General features: G+C 65.3%; 14 protein-coding genes. 11 read left to right on the top strand and 3 right to left on the bottom strand.

What is annotated here, in order from left to right; genetic code table 11:
• Positions 1-95: 95 nt before the first annotated feature.
• Positions 96-965, top strand: a complete 870-nt coding sequence (locus AC1DS5_RS09220; protein WP_477717945.1) for a LysR family transcriptional regulator — start codon at positions 96-98, stop codon at positions 963-965.
• Here the strand turns inward: AC1DS5_RS09220 and xdhB are convergent.
• Both xdhB and AC1DS5_RS09210 read right to left on the bottom strand, forming a co-directional pair.
• Positions 929-3334 carry a xanthine dehydrogenase molybdopterin binding subunit gene (gene xdhB, locus AC1DS5_RS09215; protein ID WP_477717944.1) on the bottom strand — a complete coding sequence of 802 codons (2406 nt, stop codon included), beginning with the start codon at positions 3332-3334 and terminating at the stop codon, positions 929-931. The two genes, AC1DS5_RS09220 and xdhB, sit on opposite strands and share 37 nt — an antisense overlap.
• Positions 3331-5244: a xanthine dehydrogenase small subunit gene (locus AC1DS5_RS09210; protein WP_477717943.1), complete on the bottom strand. Its 1914-nt coding sequence runs from the start codon at positions 5242-5244 to the stop codon at positions 3331-3333. Before AC1DS5_RS09210 ends, xdhB begins: the two co-directional genes overlap by 4 nt.
• Positions 5245-5325: 81 nt before the next feature.
• Here AC1DS5_RS09210 and AC1DS5_RS09205 point away from each other — a divergent pair, with 81 nt between their 5' ends.
• From AC1DS5_RS09205 to AC1DS5_RS09175, 7 genes are all read left to right on the top strand, one after another.
• Positions 5326-6267, top strand: a complete 942-nt coding sequence (locus AC1DS5_RS09205; RefSeq protein WP_477717942.1) for a LysR family transcriptional regulator — start codon at positions 5326-5328, stop codon at positions 6265-6267.
• A gap of 65 nt (positions 6268-6332) precedes the next feature.
• The gene (locus AC1DS5_RS09200; protein WP_477717941.1) at positions 6333-7928 is read left to right on the top strand and encodes an ABC transporter ATP-binding protein; all 1596 of its coding nucleotides are present in this window, start codon (positions 6333-6335) and stop codon (positions 7926-7928) included.
• Complete coding sequence (locus AC1DS5_RS09195; protein ID WP_477717940.1) at positions 7915-9027, top strand: ABC transporter permease; 1113 nt, start codon at positions 7915-7917, stop codon at positions 9025-9027. The genes AC1DS5_RS09200 and AC1DS5_RS09195 overlap by 14 nt, the downstream gene beginning before the upstream one ends.
• The gene (locus AC1DS5_RS09190) at positions 9027-9947 is read left to right on the top strand and encodes an ABC transporter permease (protein WP_477717939.1); all 921 of its coding nucleotides are present in this window, start codon (positions 9027-9029) and stop codon (positions 9945-9947) included. The genes AC1DS5_RS09195 and AC1DS5_RS09190 overlap by 1 nt, the downstream gene beginning before the upstream one ends.
• Before the next feature lie 79 nt (positions 9948-10026).
• Positions 10027-11187: a BMP family ABC transporter substrate-binding protein gene (locus tag AC1DS5_RS09185; RefSeq protein ID WP_477717938.1), complete on the top strand. Its 1161-nt coding sequence runs from the start codon at positions 10027-10029 to the stop codon at positions 11185-11187.
• Positions 11188-11405: 218 nt separating this feature from the next.
• Entirely contained in the window at positions 11406-12446 is a 1041-nt protein-coding gene (locus tag AC1DS5_RS09180; RefSeq protein WP_477717937.1) for an adenosine deaminase, read from the top strand.
• Between the two features lie 63 nt (positions 12447-12509).
• Entirely contained in the window at positions 12510-13769 is a 1260-nt protein-coding gene (locus AC1DS5_RS09175) for a YbfB/YjiJ family MFS transporter (RefSeq protein ID WP_477717936.1), read from the top strand.
• 135 nt (positions 13770-13904) lie between these two features.
• On the opposite strand, the gene AC1DS5_RS09170 is transcribed toward AC1DS5_RS09175, so the two are convergent.
• On the bottom strand, positions 13905-14057 hold the full coding sequence (locus tag AC1DS5_RS09170; protein ID WP_477717935.1) for a hypothetical protein: 153 nt from the start codon (positions 14055-14057) through the stop codon (positions 13905-13907).
• A gap of 48 nt (positions 14058-14105) precedes the next feature.
• Here AC1DS5_RS09170 and queE point away from each other — a divergent pair, with 48 nt between their 5' ends.
• From queE to guaD, 3 genes are read left to right on the top strand one after another with little or no spacing between them, the layout of a single operon-like run.
• Positions 14106-14741 carry a 7-carboxy-7-deazaguanine synthase gene (gene queE, locus AC1DS5_RS09165; RefSeq protein WP_477717934.1) on the top strand — a complete coding sequence of 212 codons (636 nt, stop codon included), beginning with the start codon at positions 14106-14108 and terminating at the stop codon, positions 14739-14741.
• Positions 14738-15130 (top strand): 6-pyruvoyl trahydropterin synthase family protein, encoded by a 393-nt coding sequence (locus AC1DS5_RS09160; RefSeq protein WP_477717933.1) that lies wholly within the window; start codon positions 14738-14740, stop codon positions 15128-15130. Before queE ends, AC1DS5_RS09160 begins: the two co-directional genes overlap by 4 nt.
• A 55-nt stretch (positions 15131-15185) precedes the next feature.
• On the top strand, positions 15186-16499 hold the full coding sequence (gene guaD, locus AC1DS5_RS09155; RefSeq protein WP_477717932.1) for a guanine deaminase: 1314 nt from the start codon (positions 15186-15188) through the stop codon (positions 16497-16499).
• The last annotated feature ends 60 nt before the right edge of the window (positions 16500-16559 follow it).

Below are 16559 nucleotides of genomic sequence, written 5' to 3'. Positions count from 1 at the left end.
AGCAGAAGAAGCAGTCGTCATAAGTGGATGCTATGCCCCGCCTTTATTGCTGTCCAATGCATAATAAAGTCATTGGCTATACCAGAAAGGTATTCATGGATTTGCGCCAGCTGTCTTACTTCGTGGCCGTGGCCGAAGAGCTGAGCTTTAGCCGCGCCGCCTCGCGCGTACACATTTCACAGCCGCCCCTGAGCCGCCAGATCGCCAGGCTTGAACAGGAACTGGGGGCGGTTTTGCTGATCCGTTCATCGCATGAGGTGGCACTGACGCAGGCAGGCCAGGCGCTGCTGGAGGAGGCGCGCCGCCTGCTGGCGCTGTCGGCGGGCATTCCCGAGGTCGTCGGCCGCGCCAGCCGCGGAGAAACCGGCTCGCTGCGCATCGGGTTTGTGGGCTCCACCATTTACACCTCGGTGCCTGCCCTGTTAAGCCAATACCGGCGGCTCTATCCCCACGTGGCGGTGTCCGTGCAGCAGCTCACGGTGGCCCGGCAAACCGTCATGCTCAAAAACAGCGAGATCGACGTCGGCATCATTCGCCAGTCCGTCACCGAGCCCTGGCTGGCCACGCGCAGCCTGTTCAAGGAAGGCTTCATGGCCGCGCTGCCGGCGCATCACCGGCTGGCGGGGCAGGAGCGGGTCATGCTGCAGTCGCTGGCGGAGGAGGACTTCGTATTCTTCAGCCGCAGCGAGGCGCCCGCGATCCACGAACAGCTGCGCAAAATGTGCGAGGCCGCGGGCTTTTCACCGCGCATCGTGCAAGAGGCCTACCCGATGTCGACCGTGGTGGGGCTGGTGGCGGCGGGCGTTGGGATTGCCATCGTCCCCGAGTCGATGCAAAGGCTGCAGATGCAGAATGTTTTATACCGCGCCCTGCGCGGGACCCGGGCGAAAACCGAGTTCTTCCTGGCCTGGCATGTCGGCAACACGTCTCAAACCTTGCGCGGTTTCCTCGACATGAAGATGTGAGCAGGGATATCGGCAGGGCGGCCAAGCGCCGCCAGCACATGCTCGGGCGTGGCCGGCGCCTGCAGCACGACGGTCCGGTCCGGCCGGACTGAAGCGATCGCGTCGCGCAAGGCCTCATACACGCTGATCGCCAGCATCAGCGGCGGCTCGCCCACGGCCTTGCTGCCAAACACGTTGTCTTCGCGGTTGGGCTCGGGCCACAGGGCGATGTTGAAGTGCTCGGGAACGTCGCCGGTGGCCGGGATCTTGTAGGTGCTGGGGGCGTGGGTCGACAGCGCGCCCTGGTCATTCCACACCAGCTGCTCGGTGGTGAGCCAGCCCATGCCTTGCACAAAACCGCCCTCGATCTGCCCGATGTCGATCGCCGGGTTGATGCTGGTGCCCACGTCGTGCAGGATGTCGACTTTCAGCACGCGGCTTTCACCGGTCAGGGTGTCGATGGCGACTTCGGTGCACGCTGCGCCATAGGCGAAGTAGTAAAACGGCCGGCCGGTCAGCGTGGTTTTGTCGTAATGAATTTTGGGCGTGCGGTAAAAGCCGTCGCTCCAGAGCTGGATGCGGTTGGCATGCGCGAGCTTGGCAACCTCGGTGAACGCACGCGTGCGGGCCGGTGTCGTGACTTCGCCGCCTGCAAAACGCACCGCCGCCACATCGCAGCGGTCCAGCCCGGCCACCCACTGCGCCAGGTTGTCTCGCACCTGGCGGGCGGCATACTGCGCCGCCCTGGCATTGAGGTCGGTGCCGGCGGATGCGGCGGTGGCCGAGGCGTTGGGGATTTTGCTCGTGTCGCTCGCGGTGGCCAGCACCTGCTCAAACGCCACGCCGAGTTCGTCGGCCACGATTTGCGCCACCTTGGTGTTCAGGCCCTGGCCCATCTCGGTGCCGCCGTGGTTCACCTGCACGCTGCCGTCGGTGTAGACATGCACCAGCGCGCCGGCCTGGTTGAACAGGGTGGCGGTGAACGAGATGCCGAACTTGACGGGCGTGATGGCGATGCCGCGTTTGATCACCGGGCTTTGCGCATTCCATGCAGCCATGGCTTCACGCCGCTGGCGATAGTGCGCAGTCTGCTCCAGCCTGGACAGCAGGGGTTGCAGGATGTTGTCTTCGACCTGCATGCCGTAGTGGGTTGTGTCCCGGCGCCTTTCGGACGTGGTGTCGGTCTTCGGCGCGACGATCTCGTCGCTGTACAGGTTGCGCTTGCGCACATCGAGCGGATCCAGCCCCAGCGTCCGGGCAATATCGCCCAGGATGGTTTCGATCGCGATCATGCCTTGCGGCCCGCCAAAGCCGCGAAACGCCGTGTTGCTCTGCATATTGGTCTTGCAGCGGTAGGACGTGATCGCCACGTCTTCGAGAAAGTAGGCGTTGTCGGCGTGAAAAATCGCGCGATCTGCCACCGGGCCGCTGAGGTCGGCGCTGAAGCCGCAGTTCACGGCCATCATGAGCTCGAGGCCGCGCAGGCGGCCGCTGTCGTCAAAGCCCACCGTGTAGTCATAGGCAAACGGATGGCGTTTGCCGGTGACCAGGAAGTCGTCGTCGCGGTCCATGCGCAGCTTGACGGGCCGCCCGAGTTTGTGGGCTGCAAGCGCCGCCCACACGGCCATGTGGCCGCTTTGGGTTTCCTTGCCGCCAAACCCGCCGCCCATGCGGCGGCACTCGACGCGCACGGCGTGGCTGTCAATGCCCAGCGCGTGCGAGACCCAGTGCTGGGCTTCGCCGGGGTGCTGCGTGCTGGAATAAATCAGCCACTGGTTCTGTTCCTGCGGCAGCGCATAGGCCACCTGGCCTTCGAGATAAAAATGCTCCTGCCCACCCACTTCGAACGAGCCGCGGAGGGTGTGTGGCGCCGCTGCCAGCGCGGCCTCGGCATCGCCGCGCTTGACGACCACGGGCGGCAAGACAAAGCTTTGTGCTGCCAAGGCGTCCCGGACATCGAGCACCGGCGGCAGTGCTTCTATGGTGAGTTGAACCTTGCGCGCCGCGCGGCGGGCCTGCATCACGGTGTCGGCCACGACCACACCGATCACCTGGCCGATATGCTCGACCTTGGTCGTCGCCAGCACGGGCTCGTCTTGCCCGAACGTGGGGAGCAGCGGGTCGCCCGGGATGTCGCCGGCCAGCACCACGCCGCGCACGCCGGGCATGGCCAGCGCAGCGCCGGCATCGACGCCCAGCAGTTTGCCGTGGGCCGTGGTCGACAGGATGGGCGCCGCAAACAGCGTGCCCTTGACTTCGGGAATGTCGTCGACATAAAGGGCTGAACCGGCCACCTGCGCACGGGCACTTTCATGAAAGTGCGGGCGTCCGGCGGCCGACGGCTGTGCCGGTCCGGCCGCATGAACCGGCAGTATTTCAGGGGCGTTCATACCGTCTCCTCCAGCCGGAAGGATTCCAGGTTGATCTGCTGCAGGCCCTGGCTTTCGAGCCAGTAGCGCTGCAGCAGGTTGCCCAGCACCGTGCTGCGGTAGGTGGCGGAAGCGCGCATGTCCGAGATCGGCGAGAACTCGGCGCGCAAGGTGGTGATGGCTTGTTGCACCGTCTCGGCGGTCCATGCCTGGCCGAGCAGCGCTGCCTCGGTCTTGACGGCGCGCACGGGTGTTGCGGCGACGCCGCCTGCGCCTATCGACGCGCTGGTCACGATGCCCTTGTCGATGCGCAGGTTCAGGGCCAGGCAGACCGCGGAGATGTCGTCGTCGTAGCGCTTGGAGATTTTGTAGACCCGTAGTCGTTCCGGCCCCTCACCCCAGCCCTCTCCCCAGAGGGGCGAGGGAGCAATACCGTCTTTTTCTTCAATCCCCTCTCCCCCTGGGAGAGGGTTAGGGTGAGGGCTCCCCGCCTTCGGCCGCGGCACCTTGATCCAGGCCAGCACTTCATCCGGGGCGATCACGGTCTGGCGGTAGCCGATGTAGAGTTGCTCCAGCGGCATCTCGCGGTGGCCCCTCACGCCTTGCCGTTCGCTCATCAGCACGACGTTGGCGCCCAGCGCAATCAGCAGCGGCATGGAGTCGCCAATCGGCGAACCATTGGCGACATTGCCGCCCAGCGTGCCCGCGTTGCGCACCGGCAGGCCGGCAAAGCGCGCGGCAAAGGTGTGCAGCTGGGGCCGGTCTTTCGCCAGCGCGGCATAGGCATCGGCCAGTGTGACTGCGGCGCCTATGGCGATGTGCTGCGGGTAGTCTTCAATGCGGCGCAGTTCCTGCACCCTGGTGACGTCCAGTACCTGGCGGAGCTGCTGGTGCTGCTTGGTCACCCAGAGACCCACATCGGTGCAGCCGGCCACCAGTTGTGCCTTGGGGCGCGCGGCCCGCGCTTGCAGCAGCGCTGCCAGGGTGGACGGCGATTCGTAAGCGAAATCGGCGCCTGGCCGGTGCGACGAGGACGGCGAGGGCGCCAGCCGCTTCAGTTTTTGCAGCAGGGCGGTTTCGTCAATGGCCACCCTCGGGAGCGCGTCCATAGCTTGCGCGGCGTCGAGAATGGGCCGGTAGCCGGTGCAGCGGCACAGGTTGCCCGAGAGTTCTTCCTGCGCCAATGCGCGCGTGATGGGATTGGCGGCACGGTGCGCCGACGGGCCGCCCCTAGGCGCACCAGCCCCCTCGGGGGGCAGCGCAGCACACGAAGTGGCAAGCGTGGGGGCTATGTGGTTCTGGTACATGCCGAACAGGCTCATGACAAAGCCGGGGGTGCAGAAGCCGCATTGGGAACCGTGGCACTGGACCATGGCCTCTTGCGCGGGGTGTAGTGTTGGTTCACCCCTTTCTTCTTCGCCAGTAGGGGCCGCGGAACCGGCTTTGCCGGGCCGCAGGCGCAGCGCCCCCTCGGGGGGCAGCGCATTACTGGCCTCTTGCGCGGGGTGTAGTGTTGGTTCACCCCTTTCTTCTTCGCCAGTAGGGGCCGCGGAACCGGCTTTGCCGGGCCGCAGGCGCAGCGCCCCCTCGGGGGGCAGCGCATTACACGAAGCCGAAGGCGAAGTGAAAAGCGTGGGGGCAATATCTTCCACCGTCCACAGCGCCAGGCCGTCAACCGAATGCGCCAGCCGGATGCAGCTGTTGATGGCGCGGTAGCGGATGGTTTTGCCGTCGGCCTCGCCCAGCACCACGGTGCAGGCGCCGCAGTCGCCTTCGCCGCAGCCTTCCTTGGTGCCGGTGCAGGCGAGGTCTTCGCGCAGCACCTCCAGCAGGGTGCGGCTGGGTGGTACATTGGCAAGCGTTACCACTTCACCACGCCGGATGAACCGGATGGGCTTGACAGTGTTCTGGGTGTCAGATCGGATGGCCATGCTAGACATGAGTTTCAGGGTAAAACAGTCAGTCCACAGTCGGCATACAAAAGCGCATATCAGGCGCATGGGCAAGAGCGTATGAAAGATCAGGCGCTTTTCGACAAGATAGACCTCCACCTCATCAGGGTCTTGAATACCGTGCTTACTGAACGCAGCGTATCACGCGCCGCCATGCGCCTGGGAATGTACCAACCCGCCGTCAGCGCGGCGCTCAAGCGCCTGCGCGAGCTGGCCGGCGACCCGATTCTTGTGCGCTCGGGCGCTGGCATGGTGCCCACCGATGCCGGCCTGCGCATGATCGAGCCCTCGGCCAGCATTCTTCGCGCATCCAGCATGCTGTTCAGCAACGCCAAGGGGTTTGAGCCGGCTACCGCCGAAACGACGTTCCGCCTGGCCGCGAGCGACTACCTTGATCCCCTGTTCCTGCCGCAGCTGGTGGCGCAAATCAAGACGCAAGCGCCACGCTGCCATATTGAAATCCATCCGCTCACGGCCGAGTCCGACTACCGCGCCCACCTGGCGCAGGGTCAGGTGGACATCGTGATCGGCAACTGGGCCGCGCCGCCCGATGACCTGCACATGGGGCGATTGTTTGGCGACGAGGTGGTGTGCCTGGTGGCCAAAGACCATCCGGCCGTGCGCCGCGGCTGGAGCGCGGCGCATGTCGCGAACTGGCTGGAGGCCGAGCACATTGCACCGATGGCCACGCACCCGGGCGCCAAGGGCGTGATTGACGAGCACCTGGACACACTCGGGCTGCAGCGCAACATCACGGTGCGTTGCCCGCACTTTGGCCTGATGCCCTCCATGGTGGCGTCGAGCTTGCTGATCATGACGACCGGCCGGCAGTACTGCGAGCGGTTTGCCGGGCTGCTGCCGGTCAAAATACTGCCGTGCCCGATCGAGTTTCCCCGCATGATGTACTACCAGCTCTGGCACGAACGCACGCATGCCTCCAATGCCGCCAAATGGCTGCGCGAGCGTGTCAAGTCGGTGGCTACTTCGCTCCGAAAAGAATAGCATTTGGTACCCATCAATCAACGGTGACAGGCCTGCAACATCCACAAATCAAATAACCGGAAAAAATGACTGCATCACCTCCTGTCACTGAAACCCCGACCGAAAGCAGCGGCATGGCGGGCGGGGGCGCGCCACCCCGGCTGCAGCTTGCGGGCATCACCAAGCGCTACCCCGGCGTGCTGGCCAACAGCGACATTGCGCTGACGGTGCAGCCCGGCGAGATCCATGCCGTGCTGGGTGAAAACGGCGCCGGCAAATCCACCCTGATGAAAATCATCTACGGCTCGGTCAAGCCCGACGCTGGCAGTGTGGTGGTGGACGGCCAGCCGGTGTTGGTGCGCAACCCGCACGAGGCGCGTGCATTGGGCATCAGCATGGTGTTTCAGCATTTCAGCCTGTTTGACACGCTGACGGTGGCCGAAAACGTCTGGCTCGGGCTGGACAAGCTGCGCCTGGCCGAGGTGTCGCAGCGCATCACGCAAACGACGCAGGCCTACGGACTGGAGCTCGACCCGACGCGGCCCGTGCACACCCTGAGCGTGGGCGAACGCCAGCGCGTGGAGATCGTGCGGGCGTTGCTCACCCATCCCAAACTGCTGATCCTGGACGAGCCCACCTCGGTGCTGACGCCGCAAGCGGTGGAGAGCCTGTTCGTCACGCTGCGCCGGCTGGCGGAGCAGGGCTGCAGCATTTTGTACATCAGCCACAAGCTCCATGAAATCCGCGCGCTCTGTACCGCCTGCACCGTGCTGCGCGGCGGGCGCGTCTCGGGGGTCTGCGATCCGCGCCAGGAGTCCAATGCCTCGCTGAGCCGCCTGATGATTGGCGCCGAGCCGCCGGCCCTGGAGCACCGCGAGGTGCAGGTCGGTGCGACCGTGCTCGACGTGCGCGGGCTGAGCCTGGCCCGTGAGGAGCAATTCGGCGTGGACTTGCAGCGGGTCGCCCTGCAGGTCTGTGCCGGCGAGGTGGTCGGCATTGCCGGTGTGTCGGGCAACGGGCAAAAAGAACTGCTGTACGCCCTGTCCGGCGAAGACACGCGGGCTGCCGCGGGCACCATCCTGGTCAGAAACCAGGACGCCGGAAGGCTGGGCCCGATGCAGCGCCGCGAGCTGGGTCTGAACTTTGTGCCCGAGGAGCGGCTGGGGCGTGGCGCCGTGCCCACGCTGGGGCTGGCACACAACCTGCTGCTGACGCGGGGCGATGCCGTGAAGGCGGGGGGCTGGATTCACCTGGCCGGTTTGCAGGCGCAGGCCGAGGGCATCATCGGGCGCTACAACGTGAAAGCCAACGGAGCCAATGCGGCAGCGATGTCGTTGTCGGGCGGCAACCTGCAGAAATTCATTGTCGGCCGCGAGATTGAGGCCAAGCCCAGCCTGTTGATCGTCTCGCAGCCGACCTGGGGTGTTGACGTCGGGGCCGCAGCGCAAATCCGGGGCGAGATTTTGAAACTGCGCGACAGCGGCTGTGCCGTGCTGGTGGTCAGCGAAGAGCTGGAAGAGCTGTTCGAAATCTGTGACCGCCTCTACGTCATGGCCAAGGGGCACGTCTCGCCCTCGCTGCGGCGCGCCGACGCGACGGTGGAGCGCGTGGGGCAGTGGATGAGCGGGCTGTGGGATCAGGGTACCCAAACGGAAAAAGGAGTTCTACATGCTGCGGCTTGAAGCCAGACCCCAGATTTCGAAGTTCTGGAGCTATGCCTCGCCACTGCTGGCCCTGCTGGTGACTGTGGTGATTGGCGTGCTGATGTTCACGGCGCTGGGCAAGGACCCGGTCAAGGGTTTGCTGGTGTTCTTCTGGGACCCCATCAAAACGTCTTATGCGTTCGGCGAGCTGATGGTCAAGGCCACGCCGCTGCTGATCATTGCGCTGGGCCTGGCGGTGTGCTTTCGCTCCAACGTCTGGAACATTGGCGCCGAAGGGCAGTTTGTGATGGGCGCCGTGGCGGCCGGCGGCATGGCCTTGCTGGCCGACAAAACCACCGGCAGCTGGATTGTGGTGGCCATTCTGCTGGCCGGGGTGGCGGGCGGCATGGCCTGGGCGGCGCTCACGGCGCTGCTGCGGGACCGCTTCAATGCCAACGAAATTCTGGTCAGCCTGATGCTGGTCTACGTGGCGGTGCTGGTGCTCGGCTACCTCGTTTACGGGCCCTGGAAGGACCCGGCTGGTTATAACTTTCCGCAGACGAAAAATTTTGAGGCCGTCACGCAAATTCCCCGGCTGGTGCAGGGCTCGCGCGTGAGCATCGGGCTGCTGCTGGCGCTGCTCGGTGTGGCCGCCTTGTGGGTGTTTTTGTTTCGCACCCGAGCCGGCTTTGCCTTGCAGGTCGGTGGCCTGGCGCCGGCGGCGGCGCGCTATGCCGGCTTTTCCTCGCGCAAGGCTTTGTGGGTGGCGCTTCTGGCCTCGGGCGGTGCGGCCGGCCTGGCCGGTGCGCTGGAGGTGGCCGGGCCAATCGGTCAGCTCACGCCCCATGTCCCCGTGGGTTATGGCTTTGCCGCCATCATCGTGGCTTTCGTCGGGCGGCTGCATCCGGTGGGCATGGTTTTCTCGGCCCTGTTGATGAGCATGTTCTACATTGGTGGCGAGCTGGCCCAGTCGCGGCTGGGGCTGCCAAAATCGCTCACCGGCGTTTTCCAGGGCCTGCTGCTGTTCACGCTGCTGGCGGCTGACACGCTGATCGCCTACCGCATCAAATTCGTCAGGGCTGCGCGCCAGGCGCCCATCCCCGTCATCCCGCAAACAACCCCCCGGGAGGCGCACTGATGGAGTCCTATGCACTGCTGTTTGCCGCCACGCTCAGCGCGGGGACGGTTCTGGCCATTGCCGGGCTGGGCCTGCTGATCAACGAAAAGGCCGGCATCGTCAACCTGGGTGCCGAAGGCATGCTGTTGTGCGCGGCGATTGCCGGCTTTGCCACCGTGGTGCACACCGGCAATACCTTGCTGGGCTTTGTCGCGGGCATGGCGGCCGGGGCCGTGCTGGCGGCCATCTTTGGCGTGCTGGTTATCTGGCTCAATACCAACCAGTACGCCACCGGGCTGGCGCTCAGTCTTTTCGGCGTGGGCTTTTCGGCTTTTGTCGGCATCCCCTATGTGCAGGCCAAGTTGCCCGAGCGCACGCCGCTGGAGCTTCCGGTGCTCAGCGATCTTCCGGTGCTGGGGCCGGCGCTGTTTCGCCAGCACCCCCTGGTCTACCTGACCATTGCGCTGGCGTTTGGCTTGATCTGGTTTCTCTATCGCACACGCGCCGGCCTGGTGCTCCGGGCGGTGGGCGAATCGCCCGAGTCGGCCCATGCACTGGGCTACCCGGTGCGGCGCATTCGCCTGGCGGCGGTGGTTGCGGGCGGTGCCCTGTGTGGCCTTGCCGGGGCCTACATTTCCACGGTCTACACCCCGCTGTGGGTTGAAGGCATGGTGGCCGGCCGGGGCTGGATCGCGCTGGCGCTGACCACCTTTGCCACGTGGCGCCCGGCCCGGGTTTTGCTTGGGGCTTACCTGTTTGGCGGCGTGACCATGCTGCAGTTCCACCTGCAGGGCGCGGGGGTGAATGTTCCCAGCCAGTTCCTGAGCATGTTGCCTTACCTGGCTACCATCGTGGTGCTGGCGCTGATTTCGCGCAACCCCCAGTGGATACGCGTGAACATGCCGGGCTCCATTGGCAAACCGTTTTACCCTGGGTCCTGATTTTTCGGACTCATTTCTGGGATCAATTTCCGGGCTCATAATGGCCTTTTTTTGCAAACCCGTCGCTACAGGAGACGACATGACTGACCTGAAAAAACGTTCCTTGCTCCAACTGGCTGCGACATCCGCAGTGGCAGCCATGGCCCTGGCAGGTTGCGGCAAGAAGGATGAGCCTGTACCCGCACCTGCGCCCGCCCCCGCGGCTTCGGCACCAGCGCCGGCCAAGGCCGAGCCGCTGAAAATCGCGTTTGCCTATGTGGGGCCGGTGGGCGACGGCGGCTGGTCTTTTGCGCACGACAACGGCCGCAAGGCGGTCGAAAAGGAATTCGGCGACAAGGTGGTCACCAAGTTTGTGGAAAGCGTTCCCGAGTCGGCCGATGCCGAGCGCGTGATCCGCGACCTCGCAGGTGAAGGCAACAAGCTGATCTTTGGCACCACCTTCGGCTACATGGAGTCCATGCTCAAGGTGGCGGCCGACAACAAGGGCGTCAAGTTCGAGCATGCCACCGGCTACAAAACCGCCGAGAACATGCGCACCTATGACAGCCGCACCTACGAAGGCGCCTACATGGCCGGCGTGATCGCCGGCAAGATGACCAAATCCAACACGCTGGGCGTGGTCGGCTCGGTGCCGATTCCCGAAGTGGTGCGCAACATCAACAGCTTCACGCTCGGCGCACAGAGCTCCAACCCCAAGATCAAGACCAAGGTGGTCTGGGTCAACGAGTGGTTCAACCCCGGCAAGGAAACCGAGGCCGCGACGTCCCTGATCAACGGCGGCGCAGACGTGCTGTTCCAGAACACCGACTCGCCCGCCGTGCTCAAGACCGCCCAGGAAAAAGGCAAGCGCGCTTTCGGCTGGGATTCCGACATGACGGCCTACGGCCCCAAGGCCCACCTCGGTTCCGCCGTCATCAACTGGGGTCCGTACTACATCAAGGCCACCCGCGACGCGCTGGAAGGCAAGTGGCAGACTTCGCCGGACAAGATCTGGTGGGGCGTGAAGGAAGGCGCCATCGACATGGTGTCCATCGCCGAGGACGTGCCCGCCGAAACCAAAAAGCGCATCGACGAAATCAAGGCCGGCCTCAAGGACGGCAGCTTTGCCATCTGGAAGGGCCCCATCATGGACAACACTGGCAAGGAATTGCTGGGCAAGGACGTGGTGGCCGACGACAAGTTCCTGGGTGGCCTGAAGACCTACGTCAAGGGCGTGGAAGGCAAGGTTCCCGGTAACTGAGTTTTTACTCCCTCTCCCTCCGGGAAAGAGCAGGGGTGAGGGCCTCTTCACTCCCTCTCCCCCTGGGAGAGGGTTGGGGTGAGGGCCGGCGGCGCATCTATTGCAAGTGCTCTGTGTACCGCCAGCTGCCCCCATCCCAGCCTTCCCCCAGCGGGGGAAGGAGCAAAAACGTGATGCCATAGCTGCCCTCGGGCAGCTTTTTCGTTCAGGGAATTGTCATGAAACTGCTTAAACCCATTGCCGCCGACCGCCTGCCCGAGCTGCTCCGGAAAATGCCCAAGGCCGAGCTGCACATCCACATCGAGGGCTCGCTGGAGCCCGAGCTGATTTTTGCGCTGGCGCAGCGCAATGGCGTGGCGATTCCGTACCGCAGCGTGGACGAGCTGCGCAGCGCCTACGCCTTCACCAACCTGCAGAGCTTTCTCGACATCTATTACGCCGGCGCCAGTGTGCTGCTGAAAGAGCAGGACTTCTACGACATGGCGCGCGCCTACCTGCTGCGGGCGGCACAGGACAACGTGGTCCATGCCGAGCTGTTCTTCGACCCGCAGACGCACACGGCGCGCGGCGTCGGCATGGAGACCGTCATCAATGGCCTGCACCGCGCCTGCGTCGATGCCGGTGCCGAACTCGGTATCAGCGCCACGCTGATCCTGTGTTTCCTGCGCCACCTCAGCGAAGAGGAGGCGTTTGAAACGCTGGAGCAGGCACTGCCTTACCGCGACAAATTCATCGGTGTCGGGCTGGACTCCGGCGAGGTGGGCAACCCGCCTGAAAAGTTTGCCCGCGTGTTTGCCCGTTGCCGTGAGCTGGGTTTTCACCTGGTCGCGCACGCCGGTGAAGAAGGGCCGCCCGCCTATGTCTGGACGGCCCTGGACTTGCTCAAGGTGGAGCGGGTCGACCATGGCGTGCAGTCCAGCAAGGACGCGGCCCTGATGCGGCGCCTGGCCCAGGACCGCATTCCGCTCACGGTGTGCCCCTTGTCCAATCTCAAGCTGTGCGTGTTTCCCGACCTGGCCAGCCACAACCTTCGCACGTTGCTGGATGCGGGGCTGGTGGCCACCATCAACTCGGATGACCCGGCTTATTTTGGTGGCTACATGAATGACAACTTCACGCAAACCTTTGCCGCGGTGGACTTGAATGCAGGGCACGCCTACACACTGGCGCGCAACAGCTTCGAGGCCAGTTTCATCGACGCACCTGACCGACAGGCCCTTATCCAAGGTCTGGACGAAACCTTTGAAACCTTTCAATGAGCGGGTCGCTGCGCCGGCCCGGCGAGAGGTGTCGTTGATGCTGTCGATGATGAATTTCCGGGCATGGCATTGATGCCGGATCCGCAGCCGCAGCGGACGCCTGCATTGCCTGGCCCCAGGGCCATCGCCCTGGCCGGGCTGGTGTCGCTGGCCGTGGCCATGGGCATAGGACGCTTTGCCTTCACGCCGCTGCTGCCCATGATGCTGAACGACGGCGTCGTCGATCTGCCATCGGCCAGCTGGCTCGCCAGCGCCAACTACTTCGGCTACATGCTGGGCGCCTTGTTGTGCACGCTGCAGCCCTGGCTGTGGGCCCGGTTCCAGGGCTTGCCGTCGCTGGCCTATGTGTCCCTGGTGCGCACCGGGCTGCTGGCCACCGGTGCGCTGACCCTGGCCATGGCCTGGCAGCAGCCTGCGGCTTGGCCGGTGCTGCGCTTCGCCGCCGGCATGACCAGCGCAGTGGTGTTTGTGTTCACCTCGGGCTGGTGCCTGTCGCGGCTGGCCCGGCTCGGCACGCCGGCGCTGGGGGGCCTGATTTACGTCGGCCCGGGCGCGGGCATTGTGGTGAGCGGCCTGTTCGCCAGCGGCATGGTGGCCTGGGACTGGACGGCTGCTACCGGATGGGCCATTTTTGGCGTGCTGGCTTTTGGGCTGGCGGCCATGGTATGGCGCGTCCTGCGAGGGGGCGACGAGCGTCTGGTGGCACTCGGTGCGCGCGCGATCGGCCCATCCGGCGACTCGTCGGTCCGGCACGGCCGGGGTGAGATGATGCTGTTGGCGCTGGCCTACGGGCTGGCGGGCTTTGGCTACATCATCACCGCCACGTTTTTGCCGGTGATTGCCCGCACCGCGCTGCCGGGATCGGCATGGCTGGACCTGTTCTGGCCCATCTTCGGGCTGGGGGTGATGGTGGGTGCGCTGCTGGCCACGCGCATTTCGCCCCGCATCGACTTTCGTCTCTTGCTGGCGGGCTGCTATGTCACGCAGGCACTTGGCATTGCAGCCAGTATCTGGAGTCCCAGCCTGGCCGGTTTTGCCGGCGGCAGCCTGCTGCTCGGCCTGCCGTTCACGGCGATCACTTTCTTCGCGATGCAGGAGGTACGCCGTCTGCGCCCCGTCACCGCGGCTAGTTTCATGGGCCTGCTCACGGCTACCTACGGTGTGGGACAAATCCTGGGGCCGCCACTGGTGGCCGTGCTGCTCAGGCACACCCGCAGCGCGGGTCAAGGCTTCACGCTGTCGCTGGAAATTGCGGCCGCCACGCTGCTGGCCGGCGCGGCCATCTACGGCTGGATGACCCGGGCCTACCCCCGGCCGGCGTGAACCCGGCCCCGGGTCGAGCGAGCACCAGGACGACGGCGACGGCGGCGCCTGCGGGGTGCCGGCGCTGGTGCCCATTCCCCTGCCGAGGCGGGCTTTACCGGCTGACAAGGCGCTGTCCGGCTTGACGCGTTAAAATCACAGCTTGCCAGCATGCTGTCCCGGCGTGCTGGTGTTTGTTGTTTCTGATGTTTCCGGGGCCATGTAGAGGACTACCATGTATAAAAACCTCGCAGCCACTGTCATGTCGACGCGCGTGGCCGCCAGCTTTATTTCTCCCATTTCTTCCATTTCTCGCCCTTGCTCCCTGCCGCCCCCTCCCGTGTTCCGGAGGGCCGCATGAGCTACCAGGTCAAAGAGATTTTCTACACCCTGCAGGGCGAAGGCGCCAACGCCGGACGCCCGGCTGTGTTTTGCCGCTTTGCCGGCTGCAACCTCTGGTCCGGCCGCGAGCAGGACCGCGCCACCGCCGTCTGCCAGTTTTGCGACACCGATTTTGTCGGCACCGACGGCACGCTGGGCGGCAAGTTTGCCGACGCCGATGCGCTGGCGCGCCAGATCGAGGCCCAGTGGCCGGCGGATGACCGCGAACACCGCCTGGTGGTCATGACCGGCGGTGAGCCGCTGCTGCAGGTCGATGCGGCACTGATCGCAGCCCTGCATGCGCGTGGCTTTCAGATCGCGGTGGAGACCAACGGCACGATTGCCGCGCCTGCCGGCATTGACTGGATTTGCGTCAGCCCCAAGGCCGGCGCCCCGTGGATACAGCGGGAAGGCCAGGAGCTCAAGGTGGTGTGGCCGCAGGCCGGCTTTGAGCTGTCCGAGCTGGAGGCGGCCCGCTTCACGCACCGCTTTCTGCAGCCCATGGACAACGCCCGGCGCGCCGACAACACCCAGGCCTGCATTTCCCTGTGCATGCAGCGGCCCGCCTGGCGGCTGAGCCTGCAGACCCACAAGATCACGGGCATACGATGAGCTACGAAATCAGCCAGAAGTTCTTTTTTGATGCGGCCCACACGCTCAAGCGCGAGGTCGAGGCCGACAGCAGCCGCCGCGTGCATGGGCATACCTACAACGCAGAGGTCACGCTCTCCGGTCAGCCCGACGCGCGGACCGGCATGGTGGTGGACCTGGGGCTGGTACGCCGGGCCATCGAGCAGTTGCGCCCCCAGCTGGATCACCACATGCTCGACGACATCGCGGGCCTGGGCCCGGCCACCCTGGAAAACCTGTGTGCCTTTATCTGGCGCCAGCTGGCGCCGGCCCTGCCGTCACTGGCGGCGGTTCGCGTCTGGCGCGAGTCGGTCGGCGACAGCTGCACGCTGCGTGGGAATCCAGGGGCACCCGGGGCGCCGGCCAGATAGTGCTCATCCGGCGCGGCATATGCACCGCGGGCCGCGCTGCGGTAACCTTGCGGGCATGAAAGCCTACCGCGCCAGCCTTCTGTACTTTGCCGCCCCCGACAGCCAGCCGGGCCGGGCCGCATTCGAGCAGGATGGTCTGCTCGTGGTGGGCCCTGACGCAGCGGGCCGACAAGTGGTGCAGGCCATTGGCAGCTACCAGCAACTCGCCTCCCAGGCACAGAGCCAGTACCCCGGCCTGCAGGTCGAACACCTGCCGGGCCGCATCATTGCGCCGGGCTTTGTGGACATGCACATCCACTATCCTCAGATCGACGTGATCGGCTCGCCCGCCGAGGGCCTGCTGCCCTGGCTGGAGAACTACACCTTTCCGCATGAAAAACGCTTCTCGGCGCCCGAATACAGTGCGGAAGCGGCGACTTTTTTCATCGCGGAACTGCTGCGCCACGGCGTGACGACGGCGCTGGCCTTTGCCACCTCGCACCCTGCATCGGTCAACGCGCTGCTGGGTGAAGCGCAACGGCACAGCCTGCGCATGATCGCCGGCAAGGTGCTGATGGACCAGAATGCGCCCGATGGCGTGCGGGACGAGACCCGGCAAAGCCTGATCGATACCGAGGCGCTGATTGAAAAATGGCATGGCGTGGACCGGCTGGGCTACGCCATCACGCCGCGCTTCGTGCCCAGTTGCAGCGAGGCCCAGCTGCGCGGCGCCGGCGAACTGGCCGCGCAATACCCGGATGTGTGGATTCAGTCGCACGTGGCGGAAAACAGGGACGAAGTCGCCTGGGTGCGCCAGCTCTATCCCCAGGCGCGCAGCTACCTGAGCGTGTACGAGGACTTCGGCCTGCTCAGGCCGCGCGCCGTCTATGCGCACTGCATTCACCTCGACGACGAGGACCGCGCCCTGATGCGCAGCACCGGCACCGCCGCAGCGGTGAGCCCGACCAGCAATCTCTTCCTCGGCAGCGGCTTTTTTGACCATGTCGGCGCCGACCGCGCAGGCTTTCTGTATGGCCTGGCCAGCGATGTGGGCGGTGGCACCAGTTTCAGCCCCTTTCACACCATGCTGGCGGCGTATTACGTGGGGCGCGAGGGGCAGACCAAAGCCGGCGTGTCGCTCCCGCCCCAGCACCTGTGGTGGCAACACACCGCCGGTGCGGCCCGGGCGCTGGGCCTGCAGGGCGTGGTGGGCAACCTGCTGCCCGGCTGCGAGGCCGACTTTGTGGTGCTCAACCCCCAGGCCACGCCGCTGCTGGCCCGCAAGACCGGCCAGGCCGGCAGCCTGGACGAGCTGCTCTTTTCCCTGATCGTGCTGGGCGATGACCGGCTGATCGAGAAAACCGTGATTTCACAGGCGGAATCAGCCTGACCGGCTGGTTTTGAGGAGCCAAATCGGCTCCCTGCCCGTGCCATGAAAAGCAGGCTGGGC

The sequence above is a fragment of the Polaromonas sp. P4_H1 genome, from assembly GCF_056400945.1.
The sequence above is the reverse complement of the archived record's forward strand: the minus strand, read 5'-3'. Positions and strand labels throughout refer to the sequence as shown.